The sequence below is a fragment of the Amycolatopsis alkalitolerans genome, from assembly GCF_006152065.1.
Classification (GTDB): Bacteria; Actinomycetota; Actinomycetes; order Mycobacteriales; family Pseudonocardiaceae; genus Amycolatopsis_E; species Amycolatopsis_E alkalitolerans.
In genome coordinates, this window is record NZ_VDFW01000043.1 from 19836 (window position 1) to 38873 (window position 19038).

Annotated in this window: 22 protein-coding genes; 11 read left to right on the plus strand and 11 right to left on the minus strand. The window is 72.1% G+C overall.

The features are described from left to right. Positions 1-92: 92 nt before the first annotated feature. Both FG385_RS30865 and FG385_RS30870 read right to left on the minus strand, forming a co-directional pair. Positions 93-770, minus strand: a complete 678-nt coding sequence (locus FG385_RS30865) for a hypothetical protein (RefSeq protein WP_139100331.1) — start codon at positions 768-770, stop codon at positions 93-95. Between the two features lie 41 nt (positions 771-811). Further along, positions 812-2539, minus strand: coding sequence for a serine/threonine-protein kinase (locus FG385_RS30870; protein ID WP_160148930.1), 1728 nt, complete (start codon positions 2537-2539; stop codon positions 812-814). 80 nt (positions 2540-2619) lie between these two features. On the opposite strand from FG385_RS30870, the gene FG385_RS30875 reads away from it, so the two are divergent. The 3 genes from FG385_RS30875 to FG385_RS30885 all read left to right on the plus strand — a co-directional run bounded on the left by FG385_RS30875 (position 2620) and on the right by FG385_RS30885 (position 5367). Next, on the plus strand, positions 2620-3417 hold the full coding sequence (locus tag FG385_RS30875) for an FHA domain-containing protein (protein ID WP_139100333.1): 798 nt from the start codon (positions 2620-2622) through the stop codon (positions 3415-3417). 73 nt (positions 3418-3490) lie between these two features. Next, the gene (locus FG385_RS30880; protein WP_139100334.1) at positions 3491-4294 is read left to right on the plus strand and encodes a ribosome hibernation promotion factor; all 804 of its coding nucleotides are present in this window, start codon (positions 3491-3493) and stop codon (positions 4292-4294) included. Continuing rightward, a complete protein-coding gene (locus tag FG385_RS30885; protein WP_235022898.1) occupies positions 4291-5367 on the plus strand; it encodes a CapA family protein in 1077 nt (358 codons plus the stop codon). Before FG385_RS30880 ends, FG385_RS30885 begins: the two co-directional genes overlap by 4 nt. 1 nt (position 5368) lies before the next feature. Here the strand turns inward: FG385_RS30885 and FG385_RS30890 are convergent, their stop codons facing one another. Together FG385_RS30890 and FG385_RS30895 are read right to left on the minus strand one after the other, a co-directional pair. After that, complete coding sequence (locus FG385_RS30890) at positions 5369-5575, minus strand: DUF1918 domain-containing protein (RefSeq protein WP_139100335.1); 207 nt, start codon at positions 5573-5575, stop codon at positions 5369-5371. Then, entirely contained in the window at positions 5556-6161 is a 606-nt protein-coding gene (locus tag FG385_RS30895) for a CBS domain-containing protein (RefSeq protein ID WP_139100336.1), read from the minus strand. The genes FG385_RS30890 and FG385_RS30895 overlap by 20 nt, the downstream gene beginning before the upstream one ends. Positions 6162-6285: 124 nt before the next feature. On the opposite strand from FG385_RS30895, the gene FG385_RS30900 reads away from it, so the two are divergent. After that, complete coding sequence (locus FG385_RS30900) at positions 6286-6903, plus strand: DUF2267 domain-containing protein (RefSeq protein WP_139100337.1); 618 nt, start codon at positions 6286-6288, stop codon at positions 6901-6903. Here FG385_RS30900 and FG385_RS30905 read toward each other — a convergent pair. Next, positions 6897-7958: a baeRF3 domain-containing protein gene (locus tag FG385_RS30905; protein WP_139100338.1), complete on the minus strand. Its 1062-nt coding sequence runs from the start codon at positions 7956-7958 to the stop codon at positions 6897-6899. The genes FG385_RS30900 and FG385_RS30905 overlap by 7 nt on opposite strands. Positions 7959-8109: 151 nt before the next feature. Between FG385_RS30905 and acsA the strand changes: the two genes are divergently transcribed. The 6 genes from acsA to fbp are packed head-to-tail and all read left to right on the plus strand — an operon-like array spanning position 8110 to position 14388. Beyond that, positions 8110-9864, plus strand: a complete 1755-nt coding sequence (acsA, locus tag FG385_RS30910) for an acetate--CoA ligase (protein ID WP_139100339.1) — start codon at positions 8110-8112, stop codon at positions 9862-9864. Next, positions 9861-10835, plus strand: coding sequence for a pyruvate dehydrogenase (acetyl-transferring) E1 component subunit alpha (pdhA, locus tag FG385_RS30915; protein WP_200834743.1), 975 nt, complete (start codon positions 9861-9863; stop codon positions 10833-10835). The genes acsA and pdhA overlap by 4 nt, the downstream gene beginning before the upstream one ends. Next, entirely contained in the window at positions 10832-11806 is a 975-nt protein-coding gene (locus tag FG385_RS30920; protein ID WP_139100340.1) for an alpha-ketoacid dehydrogenase subunit beta, read from the plus strand. Before pdhA ends, FG385_RS30920 begins: the two co-directional genes overlap by 4 nt. A 1-nt stretch (position 11807) precedes the next feature. Next, positions 11808-13010 (plus strand): dihydrolipoamide acetyltransferase family protein, encoded by a 1203-nt coding sequence (locus FG385_RS30925; RefSeq protein WP_139100341.1) that lies wholly within the window; start codon positions 11808-11810, stop codon positions 13008-13010. Next, entirely contained in the window at positions 13007-13252 is a 246-nt protein-coding gene (locus FG385_RS30930; RefSeq protein WP_139100342.1) for a phosphopantetheine-binding protein, read from the plus strand. The genes FG385_RS30925 and FG385_RS30930 overlap by 4 nt, the downstream gene beginning before the upstream one ends. A gap of 23 nt (positions 13253-13275) precedes the next feature. Further along, a complete protein-coding gene (fbp, locus tag FG385_RS30935) occupies positions 13276-14388 on the plus strand; it encodes a fructose-1,6-bisphosphate aldolase/phosphatase (protein ID WP_139100343.1) in 1113 nt (370 codons plus the stop codon). On the opposite strand, the gene FG385_RS30940 is transcribed toward fbp, so the two are convergent. From FG385_RS30940 to FG385_RS30965, 6 genes are all read right to left on the minus strand, one after another. Beyond that, positions 14382-15701: a nicotinate phosphoribosyltransferase gene (locus FG385_RS30940; protein WP_139100344.1), complete on the minus strand. Its 1320-nt coding sequence runs from the start codon at positions 15699-15701 to the stop codon at positions 14382-14384. The two genes, fbp and FG385_RS30940, sit on opposite strands and share 7 nt — an antisense overlap. Beyond that, positions 15698-16180, minus strand: coding sequence for an adenosine-specific kinase (locus FG385_RS30945; protein ID WP_139100345.1), 483 nt, complete (start codon positions 16178-16180; stop codon positions 15698-15700). Before FG385_RS30945 ends, FG385_RS30940 begins: the two co-directional genes overlap by 4 nt. A 13-nt stretch (positions 16181-16193) precedes the next feature. Next, positions 16194-16784, minus strand: a complete 591-nt coding sequence (locus FG385_RS30950; protein WP_139100346.1) for an Rv1733c family protein — start codon at positions 16782-16784, stop codon at positions 16194-16196. After that, positions 16781-17338 carry a flavodoxin domain-containing protein gene (locus FG385_RS30955; RefSeq protein WP_139100347.1) on the minus strand — a complete coding sequence of 186 codons (558 nt, stop codon included), beginning with the start codon at positions 17336-17338 and terminating at the stop codon, positions 16781-16783. Before FG385_RS30955 ends, FG385_RS30950 begins: the two co-directional genes overlap by 4 nt. Before the next feature lie 108 nt (positions 17339-17446). Next, complete coding sequence (locus tag FG385_RS30960) at positions 17447-18157, minus strand: dienelactone hydrolase family protein (RefSeq protein ID WP_139100348.1); 711 nt, start codon at positions 18155-18157, stop codon at positions 17447-17449. A 28-nt stretch (positions 18158-18185) separates the two neighbouring features. Further along, positions 18186-18515 carry a cupin domain-containing protein gene (locus FG385_RS30965; RefSeq protein WP_139100349.1) on the minus strand — a complete coding sequence of 110 codons (330 nt, stop codon included), beginning with the start codon at positions 18513-18515 and terminating at the stop codon, positions 18186-18188. A 71-nt stretch (positions 18516-18586) separates the two neighbouring features. On the opposite strand from FG385_RS30965, the gene FG385_RS30970 reads away from it, so the two are divergent. Further along, positions 18587-19033 (plus strand): SRPBCC family protein, encoded by a 447-nt coding sequence (locus FG385_RS30970; protein WP_139100350.1) that lies wholly within the window; start codon positions 18587-18589, stop codon positions 19031-19033. Positions 19034-19038 lie beyond the last annotated feature (5 nt).

Here is a 19038-nt window from a genome sequence, read left to right on the forward strand (position 1 = left end):
CGACCGGACCAGCCAACTCGACACCGCAGCGGACAAACCCAACGACCCTACGGGCAAACACGGCAACGTAAACCGGACAGGATCACACGACACTAGGTACCCGGGGGAATCGCGTCGTCCGGTTCGCCGGGACGGACCCGGCTCGTGACCCGCTGCCCGATCCGGCTGAGCGCGTTGCCCACCGCCGCGCGCAGTCCGGACGGGGCCGCGCCGTCCGGATCCGGCTGCTGCCAGTGGTGCCCGACCAGGGAGGCGTAGACGCTGAGCGTCTGCGCCGCCGTGGCGAGATCGAGCGTGCTGACCAGTTCGTCGGCCAGGCCGAAGGGCACCGACGTGAGCAGCGGACCGCGCGCGTACTCCACGGCCCACACGCCGGCCGTGAAGTTCATCGCCCGCGCCTGCCCCGGCCCGACGTACACGCGATCGCCCGGCCGGTAGACGCGCTTCTCGAACTGGCCCTCGCCGTAGTACCACATCTCGCCGTCGATCACCGTGTCCCAGAAGCCGACCGCATGCCGCCCGGAATGGCCCTCCGAGCCGATCGGCGTCCCCCAGACCATGACGTATTCGGTCAGCGACGCGTAGTAGAGCTTCATCTCGATCATCGCGCCGCCCGCGTTGCTGAAGATCCACGGCTGGTCGACCACGAGCCGGCCGGGATAGCGCCGGTCCATCTCCTCGGCGAAGACCTCGAACATCGCCGGTTTGGCCAGCCCGAGGCTCGCCATCGCGCACTCGTGGACGACAGCGGGATCGAAGACGTGGTTCACGACCTGCTCCTTTCGCACCGGGACTCGCCATTGTCCCGCGCTCAGGGCAGTTTCGCGGCCGCCGCGGCGGCGAAGTCCCTCGCCATCGGGCAGAACCGCGCCCCCGTGCCGTCGCCGGCGACGATCACCTTCATGATCTCGTCGAGCGGGTCGCCGTTCTGGTCGGGGAACTCGCGCTGGACCACCTTCGCGGTGCAACTGTGGTCCTGGTCGTCGTCGGCCTTGACGAAGGCGTCGCGGCCGGCGACGCGGGTGGGGGTGCCGTCGTCGGCGCTCATCGGCTGCGAGTGGTCGAACAGGATCCGCACCGAGGTGTGGTCGATCGTGCTGTGCCAGGTGCAGTCCCAGCCGCCGAACCCGATCTCCGGGTGGATCGCGTCGACGCCGGGCAGGCGCGCGAGCGCGGGCCCGTCGAGCAGCCCGCACGCGTCGGTGGTGGCCAGCGAGCGCGGTGCGAACGGGGCCCGCCGCGGCAGCGGTCCCTGGCGGAGCCGGATGAGGGCCGCGTTGGTCGCGGTGTCGGCGACCGCGCACAGGTCGCGCGGCGGGTTGTCCATTTTCGCCGTGATCCACACGTCGTATCCGGTCGACACCGCTATCCGGCGATCGCACGCGTCGTCACTGAGCGGATGACGCTCCACCGGGAACTGCCCCGGCCGCACCGCCCCGGGCACGGACGCGGCGGCGAGTTCGAACTCGACGTCGAGCGGATCGCCGGCGCCGACGTCGATCAGCACGTCGCACCGGTCGAAGTTGCCGTACACCGGGTTGAGACTCGTGGTCCCGAAAGGACGGAGGGCGTGCTGGCCGGCCAGGGCGCACGGATCCGCGGTCGTCGGGTCACCGATCACGTCCACAGTGGACGGTTCCGGCGCCGGGCCGGTGGCGAGCACCGACCAGGTGAAGACGGCCGCAGTGACGACCACGACCGCGGCGGCCACGGCCCACCACGGCGTGAAGCGGCGGGACGGGGACGGCGGTACCTCCGGCGGCCGCCACGGGCCGGCGATCTCGGCGAGGCGGCTCCGCACCTGCTCGGCGGCCGGCCGCTGCCCGGGCCGGACCGCCAGCATCTCGCCGAGCAGCGGCGCGAGCGGTCCGGCGTGGCGCATCGGTGGAATCTCACCGCGGCGAGCCCGCGCGAGCACCGCCTCCGGAGCGCCGGTGCCGAACGGCGGAGTGCCCTCGACGGCGGCGAACAGCGTCGCGCCCAGGGAGAACACGTCCGAAGCCGCCGTCGCGGCCTGCCCGCGGGCGACCTCGGGCGCCATATACGCCGCGGTGCCGCTGATGCGGCCGTCCTCGGTGAGCGTCGCCTCCCGCCAGACCGAGATGCCGAAATCGGTCAGCTTCGCCAGATCGCCTTCGCCGACGAGGATGTTGCCCGGTTTCACGTCACGATGGACCACTCCGCGCGCGTGCGCGGCGGTGAGCCCGGCCGCGATCTGCATCCCGATCCGCGCCACCCGGCCGGCGGGCAGCGGGCCCGCCGCCACGATCCGGTCCAGCCCCCGCGAGGGCAGGTACTCCATCACCAGCCAGTCCGGGTCGACGGTGTCGAACACGGAGATGACGTGGGGATGGTGCAGGCGGGCGGCGTTACGCGCCTCGCGCCCGAACCCGGACGCGCTCGGCACCCCGTGCGCCCGCTTCAGCGCGACGGTTCTGTGCAGTTTGGTGTCGTAGGCGCTCCACACGACGCCCCCGGCACCCGAACCAAGTTCGTCCTCGAGCCGGTATCGCCGGTCGATCACGTCCCCAGTGCGCACCCGCGAGATAGTAACCAACCGGGGAGGGGTCCCCGGGGCGGTGTGTCACGGTGGGCCGGACAGCACGCAGGGAGGTCATCATGCGCGAATTCCCGCCAAGGCCGGGCGGCGCCCGGCTGGCCCCGGACCACGACAGCCTCGCCTTCGGCGTACCCGGCGCCGCGGCGGGCACCATCTTCGCGCTCGCCATCGGGGGCGGCATCACCATGGGCCCGCGCGAGGGCCGCACGCTGGTGTTCGGGCGCAACCGCCCCGACGTGCACGTCTGCATCGGCGAGGACGACCGGCGGGTCAGCCGGCACCAGGGAGAACTGACCCACCACGCGGACCAGTGGTGGGTGCGGTCCGTCGGGCGGATCCCGCTGCGGCTGCCCGGTTCCCGGCTGCTGTTCCCCGACGACGAGCCGGTGCCGCTCGCCACCGGCTACACCCCGCTGTTCGTGCGCGGCTCCGGCCGCCGTGAGCACCTGATGGAACTGTTCGTCGCCGGCGACGGCGACCGCCCGCCCGCCGCGCGCCATGACGAGACGACGCAGGCGCCGAAGATCTGGAAGCTGTCCGCGACGGAACGCCTCGTGCTGGTCGTGCTCGCGCAGCGCTACCTCTACCACGAAGCCCATCCGCAGCCGCTGACCTGGCGCCAGGCCGCCGACCACCTCGGCGAACTGCGCGCCGGCGAGAGCTGGGGGCCGAAGAAGGTCGAGCATCTCGTGGCCGCGGTACGGGCGCGGCTTTCGCGCCAGGGCGTCGCCGGGCTCACCCGCGAGGAAGTCGGCGAACCCGTCGGCAACTCGCTCAACCACAACCTGCTGCGCGAGCTGATGGAGACCACCACTCTGGTGCCACCGGACCTGCGCGTGCTCGACGGGGACGAGTAGCCACCAGCGGCTCAGCCGGACAGGGGTCCTTGGTCCCTGGCGCGGGACGGGTGGAGGGTTCTACGACGGGAGTATGACGTCTTTCGCCGCTACCGACATCCGGGCGACCACCGATGGCAGGCTGCCGCCGGGAACGGCCGCCTACGCCCAGGAAAAGATCGCCGCGACGCTGCACCTGGCCCACCGGCCGGTCCTGTCCGCGCGGGTCCGGGTGACCCGGCACGGCGATCCGGCCGTGCCGAATCCCGTGGTGGCCCAGGTGAACCTCGACGTGAGCGGGCGCCTCGTGCGTGTTCAGGCCGAAGGCGACAACGCGCACGAAGCGATCGACCTCGCCCAGGCGCGCCTGCGGCGGCGCCTCGAGCGGATCGCCCAGCACTGGGAGGCACGGCGCGGCGGGATGCCCTCGGGCGAACCGCACGAGTGGCGGCACGAGTCCGAACCGGCGCATCGCCACCGCTGGTACCCGCGCCCCGCGCCGGAACGGGAGATCGTCCGGCACAAGTCGTTCGCACTGGCCCGCTGCACCGTCGACGAGGCCGCGAGGGACATGGGCCTGCTCGACTACGACTTCTACCTGTTCACCGAGGCCGGCACCGGCCGGGACAGCGTCCTCTACCGGGCCGGCGCGACGGGGTACCGGCTCGCGCAGCTCACCCCGCCCGGCCCGCATGAGCTGGCTCCCTGCGGCCTCCCGCTGACCATCAGCGACCAGCCGGCCCCGGAGCTGACCACGGACGAGGCCGCGAACCGGCTCGGCATGCTGGGCCTGCCGTTCCTGTTCTTCCTCGACGCCGAACGTGGGCGCGGCGCGGTCATCTACCACCGCTACGACGGTCACTACGGGCTCATCACCCCGGCCCTCGGCGAACGGTGACGGTCACCGTCTTCGTGTGCGGCGATGTCATGACCGGGCGTGGCATCGACCAGGTACTGCCCCGCCCCGGGAACCCGGCGCTGCGCGAGCCCTCCGCGACCGACGCGCGCGCCTACGTGCGGCTGGCCGGGCCCATCGGCCAGCCGGCCGGGTTCGCCTGGCCATGGGGAGACGCGCTCGCGGTGCTCGACGGTTTCGCCCCCGACATCCGGCTCATCAACCTGGAGACGGCGATCACCGCGGACGGGTGGTTCGCCCCGCGCAAAGCGGTGCACTACCGCATGCATCCGGGCAATCTGGGCTGCCTGACCGCGATCCGGCCGGACGTGTGCGTCCTGGCCAACAACCACGTCCTCGACTTCGGCCCCCGCGGCCTCGCCGACACGCTGGAAACGCTGGCGGGGGCCGGAATCCGCACCGCCGGCGCCGGGCTCGACGCCGGCCAGGCGGAGCGGCCCGCCGTGCTGCCGGTCCCCGGGGGCGGCCGGATACTCGTCGCCGCGGGAGGGATGGCGTCCAGCGGTGTCCCCCGAAGCTGGGCCGCGACGGACGGACCGGGGGTGGCGTTCGTGCCCGATCTGTCCGGCCGCAGCGCGGACCGGCTCGCCAAGCGGGTGGTGGCCGGCAAGCAGCCCGGTGACGTCGCGATCGTGTCACTGCACTGGGGCTCGAACTGGGGTTACACCGTCGAATCGGACCAGGTCCGCTTCGCGCGGCGCCTGATCGACGCCGGCGTGGATCTCGTGCACGGGCACTCGTCGCACCATCCACGGCCGATCGAGCTGTACCGGGGAAAGCTGATCCTCTACGGCTGCGGGGACCTCGTCAACGACTATGAGGGCATCAAGGGCTACCAGGCCTACCGGGACGATCTGCGGCTGCTGTACTTCGCCACGATCGGCGCCGGAGCCACCACCCTCCGGATGGTTCCCCTGCGGGCCCGGCACTTCCGGCTCCGGCACGTCACGGACGAGGACGCCGAATGGCTGCGGTCCGCGCTCGAGCACATCAGCCTTCGCTTCGGGACGCGGGTCACCCGCGGGGACGGCGTGCTCACCGTCCCCGCGGCGTGAACTACCGCTTGTGGCTCGCGAGCTCCTCGGGCGTCATGACGACCGCGTCCGGGCCGGGGTACACCGTCGTCACGTGGCCGGACTCCCACCGCACCACATATGGCGGCGCGCCGTCGGCCGACCGCACCTCGGTGATCTCCCCGCGCTGGTCCGGCTGCTCGACCGTCGGGCCCATGATCACCAGCCAGTCACCCACCTTGGCCTTCATCGACTGCTCCTTTCGTTGCCGGGCTTGCGGTTTCGCGGATCTCGGCGCGTACGACGCCGGGTACGGTGCGGGCGAGGATGCCGATGAGGTTCCGCTCGGCGTCGCCCGCGAACTCGCCGGAAACGGTCGCGACGCCGTCGCTGACCTCGACCTCCCACTCGCTGGTCCGGTGCAGGTAGGTGGCCAGCAGCGACCGCAGGTCGGCGGTGACCGTTTCGTCGCGGCGGAACAGCGGGCGCAGCACGTCGCGACGGCTGACCACCCCGACGAGGACACCGTCCTCGACGACGGGGATGCAGCGCCGCCGGTCGTCGAGCATCTGGCGGGCGATCCTGGCGACGTCGGTCTCGGTGGACACCACGTCGGCCGGGGCGGTCATATAGGCGGCCACCCGGCTGCCTTCCCCGCCCGTCCCGCTGGCCCGCAGCGCGTCCGCTTCGGTGAAGATGCCGACGACACGCTGGTCGGCGTCCACGACCGGCAACGCGGCGAAGCCGTACTGGACCAGCAGGGCCGTCGCATCGGGTACCGGCGTCGACGGCCCCACCCGGACGACCGGTTTGCTCATGATCTCCCACGCACGCATACCTTCACCCTCATCCCCGCGCGGGCGCGCGGCTAGCGACGAAAGTCCTCACCGCGAAGTCTCTTGTCCACTGTGGATCTTCGAACCTCCGGCGGAGCCTGGAGGGAACCGGAAGGAGGATGCCATGACACACCACGATCCGCTCACCCACGCCCACCAGTCGGCCGGGGAATGGCTGGGCACGGTCGCACACCATCTGGGCACCGAGGACCGCCATTTCACGTTCCGGGTGCTGCGGGCCTGGCTGCACCTGGTGCGTGACCGGCTCACCGTCGACGCCGCCGCGCATTTCGCGGCCCAGCTGCCCGAGTTCCTGCGCGGGGTCTACTACGACGGCTGGACACCGGCCAAGGTGCCCGTCCGCTACGACGCCGCCGGGTTCACCAACCTGTTCGCCGACCGGGCCGGGATCAGCCCCGCCGACGTGCCGGCCGTCGCGAGCGGGGTCTCGTCCGCGATGAGCGCGTTGTGCTCGCCCGGTCAGCTCGACCACGTCTTCGCGCTGATGCCCGCGAACCTGCGAGGCGAACTCGAAGGCGAGACCCCGGCGCCGCCGCCACGCGCTACCTCGGAACGGCTTCGCATCAACGCCCTGGAGGACAGGGTGCAGGCGCTCACCGAGGCCGTCGGGGCGCTCGCCCGTGGCCTGGAACAGCTTCCGGACAGCGAACCGGCCGCCGACCGCACCGCGAAGGCGGCGCAGGAGGCGCACCGGATCCTGATGACGGACGCCGTTCAGTAGCGGAACACCGCCGCGATCGTTCCCCGGCCCGGCACGGCCGCGCCGGGGACGACGTAGACGGTGCCACCGGTCCGGATCGTCCGCACCGCCGCCGGTTCGAGCGCGGCCAGGTCACCAGCGGCCGCGAACAGGGTCTCGACCCGGCCCGATTCGGCCGCCGCCGCGACCTCCTCGGCGTCGTCCGAGGTCAGCCCGGTTCCGGCGGCCTTCTCGTAGCGCGCCGCGGCGTCGTCCCGCTCGCGGGTGGCCAGCGGCCCGACCACTTCCCACGCCGCGCGGTGCAGTTCGGCGACCGGCACCCGGTCGGGGCTGCCGGAGACGCCCGAGGCCAGCAGGTGCGGGTACCCGGAGATCTCGTGGTACGCCCCGCGGATCGCGTCGACTCCGGCCAGCACCAGCGGCAGGCGCCGGCCGGCCAGCACCGGGTCGACCGCGTGCCGCACGGCGTGCAGGTAGCGGCCGAGCCGTTCCTTCTGCACCTCGCCGCCGATCCCCTGCCCGTGCGTGACGGTCCGCACCGCCAGATGGTGACCGCGCTGCTTTTCCGGTTCGTCGTACCGCAGCGCGTCCTTCACCCCGTGCGGCAGGTCCGGTACGCCGATCGCCTGGAGACCGGACCGGTTGCCGCGGTAGAGCTTCGCCTCGTTCTCGCTCAGCGCCAGCAGGAAGAACATCTCGTCCCCGGTCAGCAACGGGAGCAGCGGATACACGCGGAAACCGTCCGACACGGCCACCAGCTCGCCGAACCGCACCGGCAGCCGGAAGGCACGCCACCACCCCGGCCGGAGGAAGACCGCGAGCCCCTCACCGCGCTCGCGCCAGAAGTCCGGATCCCCGGCGAGGGCACGGGCGGACGCCAGGATGTCCTGTGCCTCCGGCCGGCGCAGCCCGCCGGCGATCAGTTCGGTCTCGGCGCGGCGGGCCAGGTTGACCAGCGTCACGGCATCCTGCCGCGTCTCGGGATCAGTGCGGTGGGTCGGCAGGTACAGCGAAACCGACCACGCGCCGGCTCGCTCGATCAGGGTGTCCAGATCTTGCCGGGTGAACGTGTCCACGACCGCTCCCTCCACTCGTGTTGCCCGTATCCACGGTCCGTTCGCGATCAGCCGGCCCGACAGAGGAGAAAGTCACCGGAGGACCTTCCGCCCTTCCTGCCCGTTACCTCCGGCTCTGCCCACGTCGCGCGGGGTGCCGCATCGTGACCACATGCCGTGGGAGCCGATCCGCAAGCCGGCCGAGGTCCGGGCGCACACCAACCTCGGTGACTACGACCAGACCCGCCGGCGGTTCAGCTGGTCGGCGGCTCGCGAGACCATGTCCGGGCTCGGCGGCGGAGCGCTGAACATCGCGTACGAGGCGGTGGACCGCCACCCCGCCGGGCGCACCGCGCTGCGGTGGGTCCGCCAGGACGGCGTCGTGCGGGAGTTCAGCTACGGCGAGCTTTCCCGGCAGAGCAACCGGTTCGCGCACCTGCTGCGCGCGCTCGGCGTGCGCCGCGGAGATCGGGTCTACACCCTGCTCGGCCGGGTGCCCGAGCTGTATGTCGCCGTGCTCGGCGCGTTCAAAGCCGGGTGCGTCGTGTCCCCGCTGTTCTCCGCGTTCGGACCCGAACCGGTCCGGCAGCGGCTCCGGCTCGGCGAGGCCGCCGTCCTGGTCACCTCACCGCAGCTGTACGACCGGAAGGTCGCGCGCGTCCGCGATTCCGTACCGTCGCTGCGGCACGTCCTGCTCACCGGGGACGGGGACCGGCCCGGCACCATCGCCCTCGGCCCCGCGCTCGCCGGGGCCGCGCCGGAGTTCGAGATCGAGCGAACCCGCCCCGGCGACCCCGCGCTCCTGCATTTCACCAGCGGCACCACCGGCACCCCCAAGGGCGCCATCCACGTCCACGAGGCCGTCGTGGCGCATCACGTCACCGCGGCCTACGCCCTCGATCTGCGCGGCGAGGACGTGTTCTGGTGCACCGCCGATCCCGGCTGGGTCACCGGGATGTCCTACGGCGTGATCGCCCCGCTCACCCACGGCGCGACCCTGGTCAGCGACGAGGGCGAGTTCGACGCGCGCCGCTGGTACTCCGTGCTCGCCGGGCAGGGCGTCACCGTCTGGTACACCGCGCCGACCGCGCTGCGCATGCTCATGCGGCACGATCCCGGGCTGGCCAAGGAGTACGACCTGGCCGCGCTGCGGTTCGTCGCGAGCGTCGGCGAACCGCTGAACCCGGAGGCGGTCGTCTGGGGCCAGGAAGCGCTGGGGCTGCCGGTGCACGACAACTGGTGGCAGACCGAGACCGGCGCGATCATGATCAGCAACTTCGCCGGTGAGGAGATCCGGCCCGGCTCGATGGGCCGCCCGCTGCCCGGCGTCGAAGCGGCCTTGCTGAAACAGGGTGAAGGCGGGCGCGCGGAGGTCGCCGGCGGGCAGGTCACCGAACTGCGGGGCGGCGGCTGCCAGGGCGAACTCGCCCTCCGGCCGGGCTGGCCGTCGATGTTCCGCGGCTACTGGCACGATCCGGAGCGGTACGAGAAGGCTTTCGCCGGCGGCTGGTACCTGACCGGTGACGTGGCGCGCCGCGACGAAGACGGCTACTACTGGTTCGTCGGGCGCGCGGACGACGTCATCAAGTCCGCCGGGCACCTCGTCGGGCCGTTCGAGGTGGAAAGCGCGCTCATGGCCCATCCGGCGGTGGCCGAGGCGGGCGTGATCGGCAGGCCCGATCCGGTCGCCGGTGAGCTGGTCAAGGCGTTCGTCTCGCTGCACGAGGGGTTCTCGCCGTCCGAGGACCTGCGGGCCGAACTGCTCACCTTCGGCCGCCGCGCGCTCGGCGCCGTCGCGCCCAAGGAGATCGAGTTCGACCAGCACCTGCCGCACACGCGCAGCGGCAAGGTGATGCGGCGGCTGCTCAAGGCCCGCGAACTCGGGCTGCCCGAAGGTGATCTGTCCACAGTGGAGGGTTCGTCATGATCGAGCGCCCGCCCGCCAAGGAGCGGCTCGAGCTGTTGCGCCAGATGGTGCGCATCCGCCGGTTCGAAGAACGCTGCGTCGAGCTCTACAGCGCAGGGAACATCCGGGGGTTCATGCACCTGTGCATCGGCGAGGAGGCGATCGCCGCGGGCGTGCTGCACGAGGTCGGGCCCGAGGACGCCATCGTGTCGACCTACCGCGAGCACGGGCACGCGCTCGCCCGCGGCCTGCCGATGGACGCCGTGCTGGCCGAGATGTACGGCCGCACCACCGGAACGAGCCGGGGGCGCGGCGGTTCGATGCACCTGTTCGACGTCAAGCGCCGCTTCTACGGCGGGAACGCGATCGTCGGCGGCGGGCTGCCCCTTGCCGTCGGGCTCGCGCTGGCGACGGCGATGACCGGCCGCCCGCTGGTCACGGTGTGCCTGTTCGGGGACGGCGCGGTCGCCGAGGGCGAGTTCCACGAATGCCTCAACCTGGCCGCGCTGTGGCATCTGCCGATCCTGTTCTGCTGCGAGAACAACCTCTACGCGATGGGCACCGCGCTCGCCCGCGCGCAGGCGGAGACCGATCTCGCCCTGCGTGCCGCCTCCTACGGGCTGACCGCCTGGCCGGTCGACGGGATGGACGCGCTCGCGGTCGCCGACGCCACCGGACGCGCCGTCGAGGCGATCCGCGGCGGCGCGGGCCCGCACTTCCTGGAACTGAAGACCTACCGGTTCCGCGCGCACAGCATGTACGACGCCGACCGGTACCGCACGAAGGAAGAGATCGCGCGCTGGAAGGAACGCGACCCGATCCCCGCGCTCGCCGCGACCATGCGTGCGGACGGTGAGCTCACCGACGACGACTACGGCGCACTGGAGTCCGAAGTGGACAAGGAGATCGACGGCGCCGTCGCCGCGGCCGAGGCCGGTCCGCTCGAACCCGTCGAGGAGCTCACCCGGTTCGTCTACTCGGAGCGATCATGACCACCATCAGCTATCGCGAAGCCATGCGCGCCGCCATCCGGGAGGCGCTGCGACGGGACGACCGGGTCTTCCTGATGGGCGAGGACGTCGGCGCCTACGGCGGTTGCTTCGGGGTGAGCCTCGGCCTGCTGGAAGAGTTCGGGCCGGAGCGGATCCGCGACACGCCGCTGTCGGAATCGGCGTTCGTCGGCGCCGGGATCGGCTGCGCGATCGGCGGGATGCGCCCGATCGTCGAGATCATGACGGTCAACTTCAGCCTGCTCGCGCTGGACCAGATCATGAACAACGCCGCGACGCTGCTGCACATGTCCGGCGGCCAGGTCAACGTGCCGCTGGTGATCCGGATGACCACCGGCGCCGGGCGCCAGATCGCCGCGCAGCACTCGCACAGCCTCGAAGGCTGGTACGCCCACATCCCCGGGCTGCGGGTGATCGCGCCGGCCACGCTGGAGGACGCGCGCGGCATGCTGTGGACCGCGCTGGCCGACCCCGATCCCGTGCTGCTGTTCGAGCACGGCTCGCTCTACAACTACTCCGGCGAGCTGAGCGAGGACGCCGGAGCCGTCGACATCGACCGCGCGGCGATCCGGCGGCCGGGCAAGGACGTCTCGCTGATCGCCTACGGCGGCACCGTCCACACCGCGCTCGCCGCGGCGGAGGACCTCTCAGCCAAGGGAATCGACGCCGAAGTCGTGGACCTGCGGTCGCTGCGCCCGCTCGACGACGAGACCATCCTCGGTTCCATCGAGCGCACGCACCGGCTCGTCGTGGTCGACGAGGGCTGGCGCAGCGGCAGCCTGTCCGCGGAGATCGCCGCCCGGGCCGCGGAAAGGGCCTTCTACTCCCTGGACGCCCCCATCGAGCGCGTGTGCACCGCCGAGGTGCCCATGCCGTACGCCAAGCAGCTCGAGGACGCGGCGCTCCCCCAGCCCGAGGACGTGATCGCGGCCGCCATGCGGGCGGTGGGCTGAGATGGCCGAATTCCTCATGCCCTCACTCGGCGCGGACATGGACGAGGGCACCGTGCTGGAGTGGCTGGTCAAACCCGGCGACACGGTGCGCCGCGGCGACGTGGTCGCGGTGGTCGACACCGCGAAGGCCGCGGTCGACGTCGAGTGCTTCGTCGGCGGCACGGTCGCGGAACTGCTTGTGCCGGAAGGCGAGAAGGTTCCCGTCGGCACCCCGCTGGCGCGCATCGACACCGGCGAACCGGCACCCGCCCGGCGCCCGCTCGCCTCGCCGCCGGTACGCACCTACGCCGCGCACGCCGGGGTCGACCTGACCGCCGTGCACGGCACGGGCCGGGGCGGCGCCATCACGCGCGCCGACGTCGAGCACGCCATCCCGCACAAGGCCGCGCCGAAACCCACCGGGCCGCGCGTGACGCCGTACGCGCGCAAGCTCGCCGAAGAGCTAGCGGTCGATCTCGCGACCATCGACGCCGATCCCGTCACGGCCGAGGACGTGCGCGCGGCCGCGAAGGCTCCGCAGCCAGCACCGGCCACGCGCGACCAGAGCGCGATGCGCCAGGCCATCGGCGCGCTGATGGCGCGCGCCAAGCGCGAAATCCCGCACTACTACCTGACGACCACGATCGACCTGCACGCGGCCACGGAATGGCTGCGCGAGCACAACCGGGAAGTGCCCGTCGCCGACCGGCTCGTCCCGGCCGCGCTCCTGCTCAAGGCGACCGCGCTGGCGGCGAAACGCGTCCCCCAGCTCAACGGGCACTGGGTGGACGGCGCCTTCCGGCCCGCCGACGCGGTCCATCTGGGCGTCGCGATCGCGCTGCGCGGCGGCGGTCTCGTCGCCCCGGCCATCGAGAACGCGGACACCCTGAGCACCGGGGAGCTGATGGCCCGGCTCCGCGACCTCGTCTCGCGGACCCGTTCGGGGCGGCTTCGCTCGTCGGAGCTGACCAGCGCGACCATCACCGTCACCAGCCTCGGCGACCTCGGCGTCGAATCGGTGCACGGCGTCATCTACCCGCCCCAGGTCGCGCTCGCCGGGTTCGGCGCCGTCACCGAACGGCCCTGGGCGGTCGACGGGATGCTCGCCGTCCGGCCCGTCGTCGTCGCGACCCTGTCCGGCGACCACCGCGCCAGTGACGGCGCGACCGGTGCCCGCCTGCTCAACGCCGTCGACACCCTGCTGCAGCATCCGGAGGAGCTATGACGTCACCGAAACCGGCGATCTACGAGGCACTGCGCGGGTTCGCCACCGAGGCCGAACTCGACGCCCTCTCGCCCGACGAGAACCTGCGCGAGGCGCTCGAGCTGGACTCACTCGACTTTCTGTCCTTTGTGGAACGGCTGTCCGCGGCGACCGGGCACCGCATCGAAGAGGACGACTACCGCCGGCTGGGCACGATGCGCTCCTGCGTCGAGTTCCTGACGGCGCTCGAGCGGCAGCACTGAAGAAATCCGAAAGGAAGCCGAAAATGACCACACTGAGCATCATCAAGGCCGACACGGGCGGCTTCGTCGGCCATTCCAGCGTCCACCCGGACATGCTCGCTGCGGCGAGCGAAGCGCTGCGGGAGGCGATCGGGGACGGGTTGCTGATCGACGGGCACGCTTCGAGCTGCGGCGACGACATCTCGCTCATCATGACCCACGAGCACGGCCCCGACGCCGAGCCCGTGCACTCCTTCGCCTGGCACCTGTTCGGCCAGACCACCACGATCGCCAAGCGGCTCGGCCTCTACGGCGCCGGGCAGGACCTGCTTTCGGACGCCTTCAGCGGGAACCTGCGCGGGATGGGTCCCGGCTACGCGGAGCTCGAGTTCACCGAGCGCCCGAGCGAACCGGTGATCTGCTTCCTGGCCGACAAGACCGAGCCCGGCGCGTGGAACCTGCCGCTGTACAAGATGTTCGCCGACCCGTTCAACACCGCCGGCCTGGTCATCGACTCGAAGATGCACGCCGGGTTCTCGTTCGAGGTCTACGACCTGTACGAGGAGAAGCGGATCGTGTTCGACGCCCCGGCGCAGCTTTACGACCTGCTCATGTACATCGGCGCCCCGGCGCGCTACGTCGTCCACAGTGTCCACTCGAAGACGCTCGGCGAGCAGGCCGCCGCGACCTCGACGCAGCGGCTGTCGCTGATCGCCGGCAAGTACGTGGGCAAGGACGATCCGGTGATGATCGTGCGCGCGCAGTCCGGGCTGCCCGCCGTCGGTGAGGTCCTCGAACCGTTCGCGTTCCCGTACTCCGTCGCGGGCTGCATGCGCGGCTCGCACCACGCGCCGATCATGCCGGTGTCGATCGCCCAGGCCCATCCGGCCCGGTTCGACGGCCCGCCGCGCATCGTGGCACTCGGCTTCCAGATCAAGGACGGGAAGCTCGTCGGGCCGCGCGACCTGTTCGACGACCCGTCGTTCGACCGCGCCCGCGCGCAGGCCAACGAGATGATGGACTACCTGCGCCGCCACGGCCCGTTCGAGCCGCACCGCCTCGCGCTGGAAGACCTCGAGTACACCACGATGCGCCAGCTCGAGGAGCGGCTCGCGGACCGCTGGGAAGCCATGGCGCCGGTCGCGGTGCGTCAGTGACGCACCGGATGCGCGAGCCGGGTCCGCGCGGCCAGTCCGGTCAGTGCGGCGGAGAGCCGGACCTGCGTCCGGTCCGGCTCGCGCAGCCGCCGCGCCCCGGGAGGTAGCGCGGCGAGGTCGTGCTCCAGGCGTTCCCGGGCGTCGGCCGGCGTGTGCCGGCCCGGAACCCGCCGGCCCGCTCGCAGAACCGGTTCGAGCAGTGGCCGGTGCCCGGGTGGCGGTTCCTCGTCGCGCAGCGCCAGCACGTCGCCGTCGGCGCCCCGGTAGACCTGCTTGGCGCCGGGCAGGGTCGCCTTGCCCGGCGACAGTTTCATCACCGGACGCCCCGCGTACTCGACGAGTTTGTAGGCGCTGTCGAGGTAGGGCGCGTCCGCGGACACACCGACCTTCGTGCCGACGCCGTAGGAGTCGATGGGCGCCCCGGCCGCGGTGAGCTCCGCGAGCGCGTACTCGTCGAGGCTGCCGCTGGCCATGATGCGCGCGCCGGTGAGACCGGCTTCGTCCAGCAGCACGCGGGCCCGGCGGGACAGCTCCAGCAGGTCGCCCGAATCCAGCCGGATGCCCACCCGTTCGGCCGGGAGCCCGGCGCGCCGGGCGACCTCGATGGCCTGTTCCACGCCCGCGATCGTGTCGTAGGTGTCGACGAGGAATACCGGCGCCACGGGAAAATCCTCGGCGAAGGCTTCGAAGGCCGAGCGCTCGTCGCCGAACGCCTGCACGTAGGAATGCGCCATCGTGCCGACCGGCCGCAGGCCGTAGCGCAGCGCCGACGCCACATGGCTCGTCCCGGAGAACCCCGCGAGCGCGGTGAGGCGGGCCACGGTGAAGGCCGCGTCCGTGCCCTGGGTCCGGCGGGCGGCGAAGTCCACGAGGTCCGCTCCCCCGGCCGCCAGGCGGCAGCGGACCGCCTTGCTCGCGACCGTCGTGCCGAACGTGAGGAAGTTCAGCATCGCGGTCTCGATCAGCTGTGCCTGCGGGAGCGGAGCGGTGATCTCCAGGAGCGGCTCGTCCGCGTGCACCACCGTGCCCTCGGGCACGGCCCACGCTTCGCCGGTGAACCGCATGCCGGCCAGTTCGTCCACATCGGACTGTGGCAGGCCCACGACTTGGCGCAGGTAGGCCAGTTCCTCGTGGTCGAAGGCGAAACCGGCGAGGAAGTCCAGCGCCTCGGCCAGGCCGGCGGCGACGAGGAACCCGCGGTGCCGCGGGAGCCGGCGCGCGAACAGGCTGAAGACGGCCGGTTCGGTCATCCCGCGGCGCAGGTAGCTCGCGGCCATCCGGATCTCGTACAGATCCGTGTGCAGCGCGGTCACAGCTTGTACCCGATCCGCCGCAACAGCGCGCGGCGATCGGCTTCGTCGGCTTCGGTTTCGACCCCGGCCGGTGACGCGCCGTCCACGACACCGACGATGCCGCGGCCCAGCGCCGTCTCGGCGACGAGCACCTCGACCTCGTTCGCCGTGGCGCAGAAGATCCCGCACACCTCCGGCACTGCCCGCAGCGCGCCGAGCACGTTGACCGGGAAGCCCTCTCTGAGGAACACGACGAACGAGTGCCCGGCGCCGATCGCGAGCGCGTTGCGCACGGCCAGCTCGACCAGTTCGGGATCGTTGCCGGACCGGCGCACCAGGCGCGGGCCGGAGGCTTCGCAGAAGGCGAGGCCGAACTTGAGATGCGGGCTCGTCCCGGCGAGCGCTTCGTGCAGGTCCTCGACCGTCTTGATGAAATGCGCCTGCCCCAGCACGACGTTGAGCCCCTCCGGCCTGCGCACCGGTACGGCGATGATCTCCATCCGCCCTCCCCGCTCAGTACCGGCTCGAGTCGCGGCCGAACCGTTCCCATTCGCGGGCCAGGCTCGCCTGGCGCAGCCGGCCGAAGACCAGGCGGGCCCCGGTGATCAGCATTGCCGCCGCGACGGCGGCCACGAACGCGACCAGCGCGCCCGCCGCGGTCGCGATACCGGCCGCGTCAGCGGGCGAGACCGGCCTCGCGGTCAGGCCACCGGCGGCGTCCAGCCAGACCGGCACGGCCGTCCCGGCCGCGGTCCCCGGCTCGACGGCCGTGGTCCCGGTCCGTGCTTCGCCACCGGGCAGCGTCCAGCGGACGGTGACCTGCTCAAGCTGAAAGGTCACCACATCGCCCGCCACCGCCGCGGCGGGCGGCGCCTCGTCGACGGTGACCGCGGTCGCCTGATGCCGGACGTCGGACTGGCGTTCGCCGAGCAGAACCTGTGCGTTGTAGACAGTCGAACCGACCAGCGCCGCGACCGGCAGCGCCAGCACGCTCAGCACGATCGCGACCGCGAGGAACCTCGCCTCGATCCGCTCCCAGCGGCCCGCGAGCGGGCTGTTCCCCGCCCGCAGGAGCCGCCACTCGCGCTTCAGCCAGGTAGTCATCGCCGGCTCGCCAGTGCGGGGGACGCGAGCGGCGGGGACATCTCCTGCGCCGCCCGCAAGGTCGTCGCGATGGTGTAGGCCCAGTTGCGGATCTCCAGCCAGTTCCGGTAGTCGCCCGTGCCGACCTGCAGGGAGACCGCCGCGGCGCGCTCGTCGGTCGCCAGGCGCGGCCAGTCCACCCGGCCCACGAACGTCCGGTGCTCATACGCCCGGGTCCGGCCGCGCACCTCGCCCAGTTCCGCCGGGTCCTGCACGACCGCGAGCGGGGAACCGACCGCGCCGACGGAGAACAGCCAGACCGGCATCAGCGCGAGATCGTCTCCGGCCTGATCGACCAGTTGCCGGGCCGATTCCACCCACCGCCGCTCGTACACGGCGCTGCCGAGCACGGCCGCGTCGTAGCCGCGCACCGTGCTGACGGTTTCCGCCCGGCACACGCTGACGCCCGCCGGTTCGCCGAGCAGGCCGAGCGCCTCGCCGAGCCGGAACCCGATCTCCTCCGCGATCTCGAACGTCGCGCCATGTCTGCTGGCGGCGCATACCAGGACCTTCATCCGTGTTTCACCTCGCCTCACCCGGAAAACTACGGCCAGCCTCGCCTGGCGCCCGGCCCGCGCGGGAGGGCACGGTGGCCTCGCTTCGGGGACTTTGGCCCCTGCCTGTCAGCCCTGGCCGAGATGGGTGTGGAAGAAGGCCGCGATCCGGTGGCGGGCGTCACGGGCGGACACGTCGTGGTAACCGATCCGGGCGACGCGCATCAGCTTCGACATCAGGTCATGGTGGTCGTTGAGGAACGCGTGCCCGGCGTCGGGATATTCGACGATGTCGTGGTCCACGCCCGCCGCCGTGAGCGCCGTCTCCAGCCGGGCGGCGGCCCCGCGCGCTCCGGGTGTGTGGTCCTTGGCACCGAAGCTGCCCACGATCGGGCAGGCCCCTCGCAGCAGGCTCCCCGCGTCGCCGGGCACGGTCCCGTAGTTCACGCTCGCGGCGGAGTAGCCGTGGCCGGGCGCGAGCAGCAAGGCGAAGCCGCCGCCCATGCAGTACCCGATGACGCCGATCTTCCCGCTGCAGTCGGTGCGGGCGAGCAGGAACTCTCGCGCCGCTTCGAGATCATCGAACGCGGGCCCGCGCCGGGCGCGGGCATCGCGGATGAACGCGCGCAGGCACCTGACCGGCCGTCCGCCACGGAACAGATCCGGTGCCAGCGCGAGAAAACCGGCCGAAGCCAGCCACTCCGCCTGATGCCGCAGGTCCTCGCTCATCCCGGCCGCATCGTGAACCACCACGACGCCCGGCCACGGCCCGGCCCCTTCCGGCGCGGCGAGGTAACCGGGCAGCGGGCCGCCGGCGGCCGGGATCGTCACGTCCGTCATCCAGGCAACCCTCCGGCAACTGAGGGGATCATCGCAGCGCCACGGTGAGCAGCACGGCGGCATCGGTCAGCGCGTCGAGCCCGTGCCGTTGCGGTGGCAGCGACAGCAGTTCGCCGGTCTCCAGGATCCACTCGCGGTCATCGGTGTGCACGCGCACCCGGCCGGTGAGCACCTGCAGGGTCGCGGCCGCCGGGGCGTCGTGGTCGGCGACCGCGGCGCCGGACGCCAGCGCGATGACCGTGGCCCGCAGCGACGTGCCCGAGGCGATCGTCCGCGCGGCGCGCTGGGAATGGTGACCTCGCGCCTGCTCCAGCAGTTCGGCGACAAGTGCCTCGAGCCGCACTCCGGTATCCGTCACGGCACACGCTCCCGGTTCTGAGGTCCTTCGCCCCTTGGCGAAACCGTGCCCGCCGCCGAGCATCGGGCACCATGTGGCAGATCGAAGATGAGATCGTGATCGCGCGCCCCGTCGGGGAGGTTTTCGACTTCGTGGCCGACGAGACCAACGAACCCGCCTACAACCCCGGCATGGTCCGCGCGGAGAAGGTGACCGCGGGGCCGCTCGGCGTGGGCACCCGGTTCGTCACCACCATGAAAACGTGGGGCCGTCCGCTGCGCGGGCAGGTCGAGTACACCGCTTTCGACCGGCCCGCCCGGCTCTCCTCGGTGACGCAGATGGCGAACACCGAGATCACCGGCACACTGACGTTCCAGCCCGTGCCGGCGGGCACCCGGCTCCACTGGTCCTGGCAGCTGCGGCCACACGGCGCCGCGAAACTGCTCGCGCTGGCGCTGCGGCCGGTGGGTGCCCGGCAGGAGAAGACCAACTGGCGCAGGCTGAAACACCACCTGGAAACCGCGCCGCCGCGGCGCTGACCGGC

Bases quoted from the DNA above. Each gene is read 5' to 3' on its own strand.
- FG385_RS30875 (WP_139100333.1), top strand. From the start codon at position 2,620: ATGCGCGAATTCCCGCCAAGGCCGGGCGGCGCCCGGCTGGCCCCGGAC.
- FG385_RS30880 (WP_139100334.1), top strand. From the start codon at position 3,491: ATGACGTCTTTCGCCGCTACCGACATCCGGGCGACCACCGATGGCAGG.
- FG385_RS30890 (WP_139100335.1), bottom strand. From the start codon at position 5,575: ATGAAGGCCAAGGTGGGTGACTGGCTGGTGATCATGGGCCCGACGGTC.
- FG385_RS30895 (WP_139100336.1), bottom strand. From the start codon at position 6,161: ATGCGTGCGTGGGAGATCATGAGCAAACCGGTCGTCCGGGTGGGGCCG.
- FG385_RS30900 (WP_139100337.1), top strand. From the start codon at position 6,286: ATGACACACCACGATCCGCTCACCCACGCCCACCAGTCGGCCGGGGAA.
- acsA (WP_139100339.1), top strand. From the start codon at position 8,110: ATGCCGTGGGAGCCGATCCGCAAGCCGGCCGAGGTCCGGGCGCACACC.
- pdhA (WP_200834743.1), top strand. From the start codon at position 9,861: ATGATCGAGCGCCCGCCCGCCAAGGAGCGGCTCGAGCTGTTGCGCCAG.
- FG385_RS30920 (WP_139100340.1), top strand. From the start codon at position 10,832: ATGACCACCATCAGCTATCGCGAAGCCATGCGCGCCGCCATCCGGGAG.
- FG385_RS30925 (WP_139100341.1), top strand. From the start codon at position 11,808: ATGGCCGAATTCCTCATGCCCTCACTCGGCGCGGACATGGACGAGGGC.
- FG385_RS30930 (WP_139100342.1), top strand. From the start codon at position 13,007: ATGACGTCACCGAAACCGGCGATCTACGAGGCACTGCGCGGGTTCGCC.
- fbp (WP_139100343.1), top strand. From the start codon at position 13,276: ATGACCACACTGAGCATCATCAAGGCCGACACGGGCGGCTTCGTCGGC.
- FG385_RS30945 (WP_139100345.1), bottom strand. From the start codon at position 16,180: ATGGAGATCATCGCCGTACCGGTGCGCAGGCCGGAGGGGCTCAACGTC.
- FG385_RS30950 (WP_139100346.1), bottom strand. From the start codon at position 16,784: ATGACTACCTGGCTGAAGCGCGAGTGGCGGCTCCTGCGGGCGGGGAAC.
- FG385_RS30955 (WP_139100347.1), bottom strand. From the start codon at position 17,338: ATGAAGGTCCTGGTATGCGCCGCCAGCAGACATGGCGCGACGTTCGAG.
- FG385_RS30960 (WP_139100348.1), bottom strand. From the start codon at position 18,157: ATGACGGACGTGACGATCCCGGCCGCCGGCGGCCCGCTGCCCGGTTAC.
- FG385_RS30970 (WP_139100350.1), top strand. From the start codon at position 18,587: ATGTGGCAGATCGAAGATGAGATCGTGATCGCGCGCCCCGTCGGGGAG.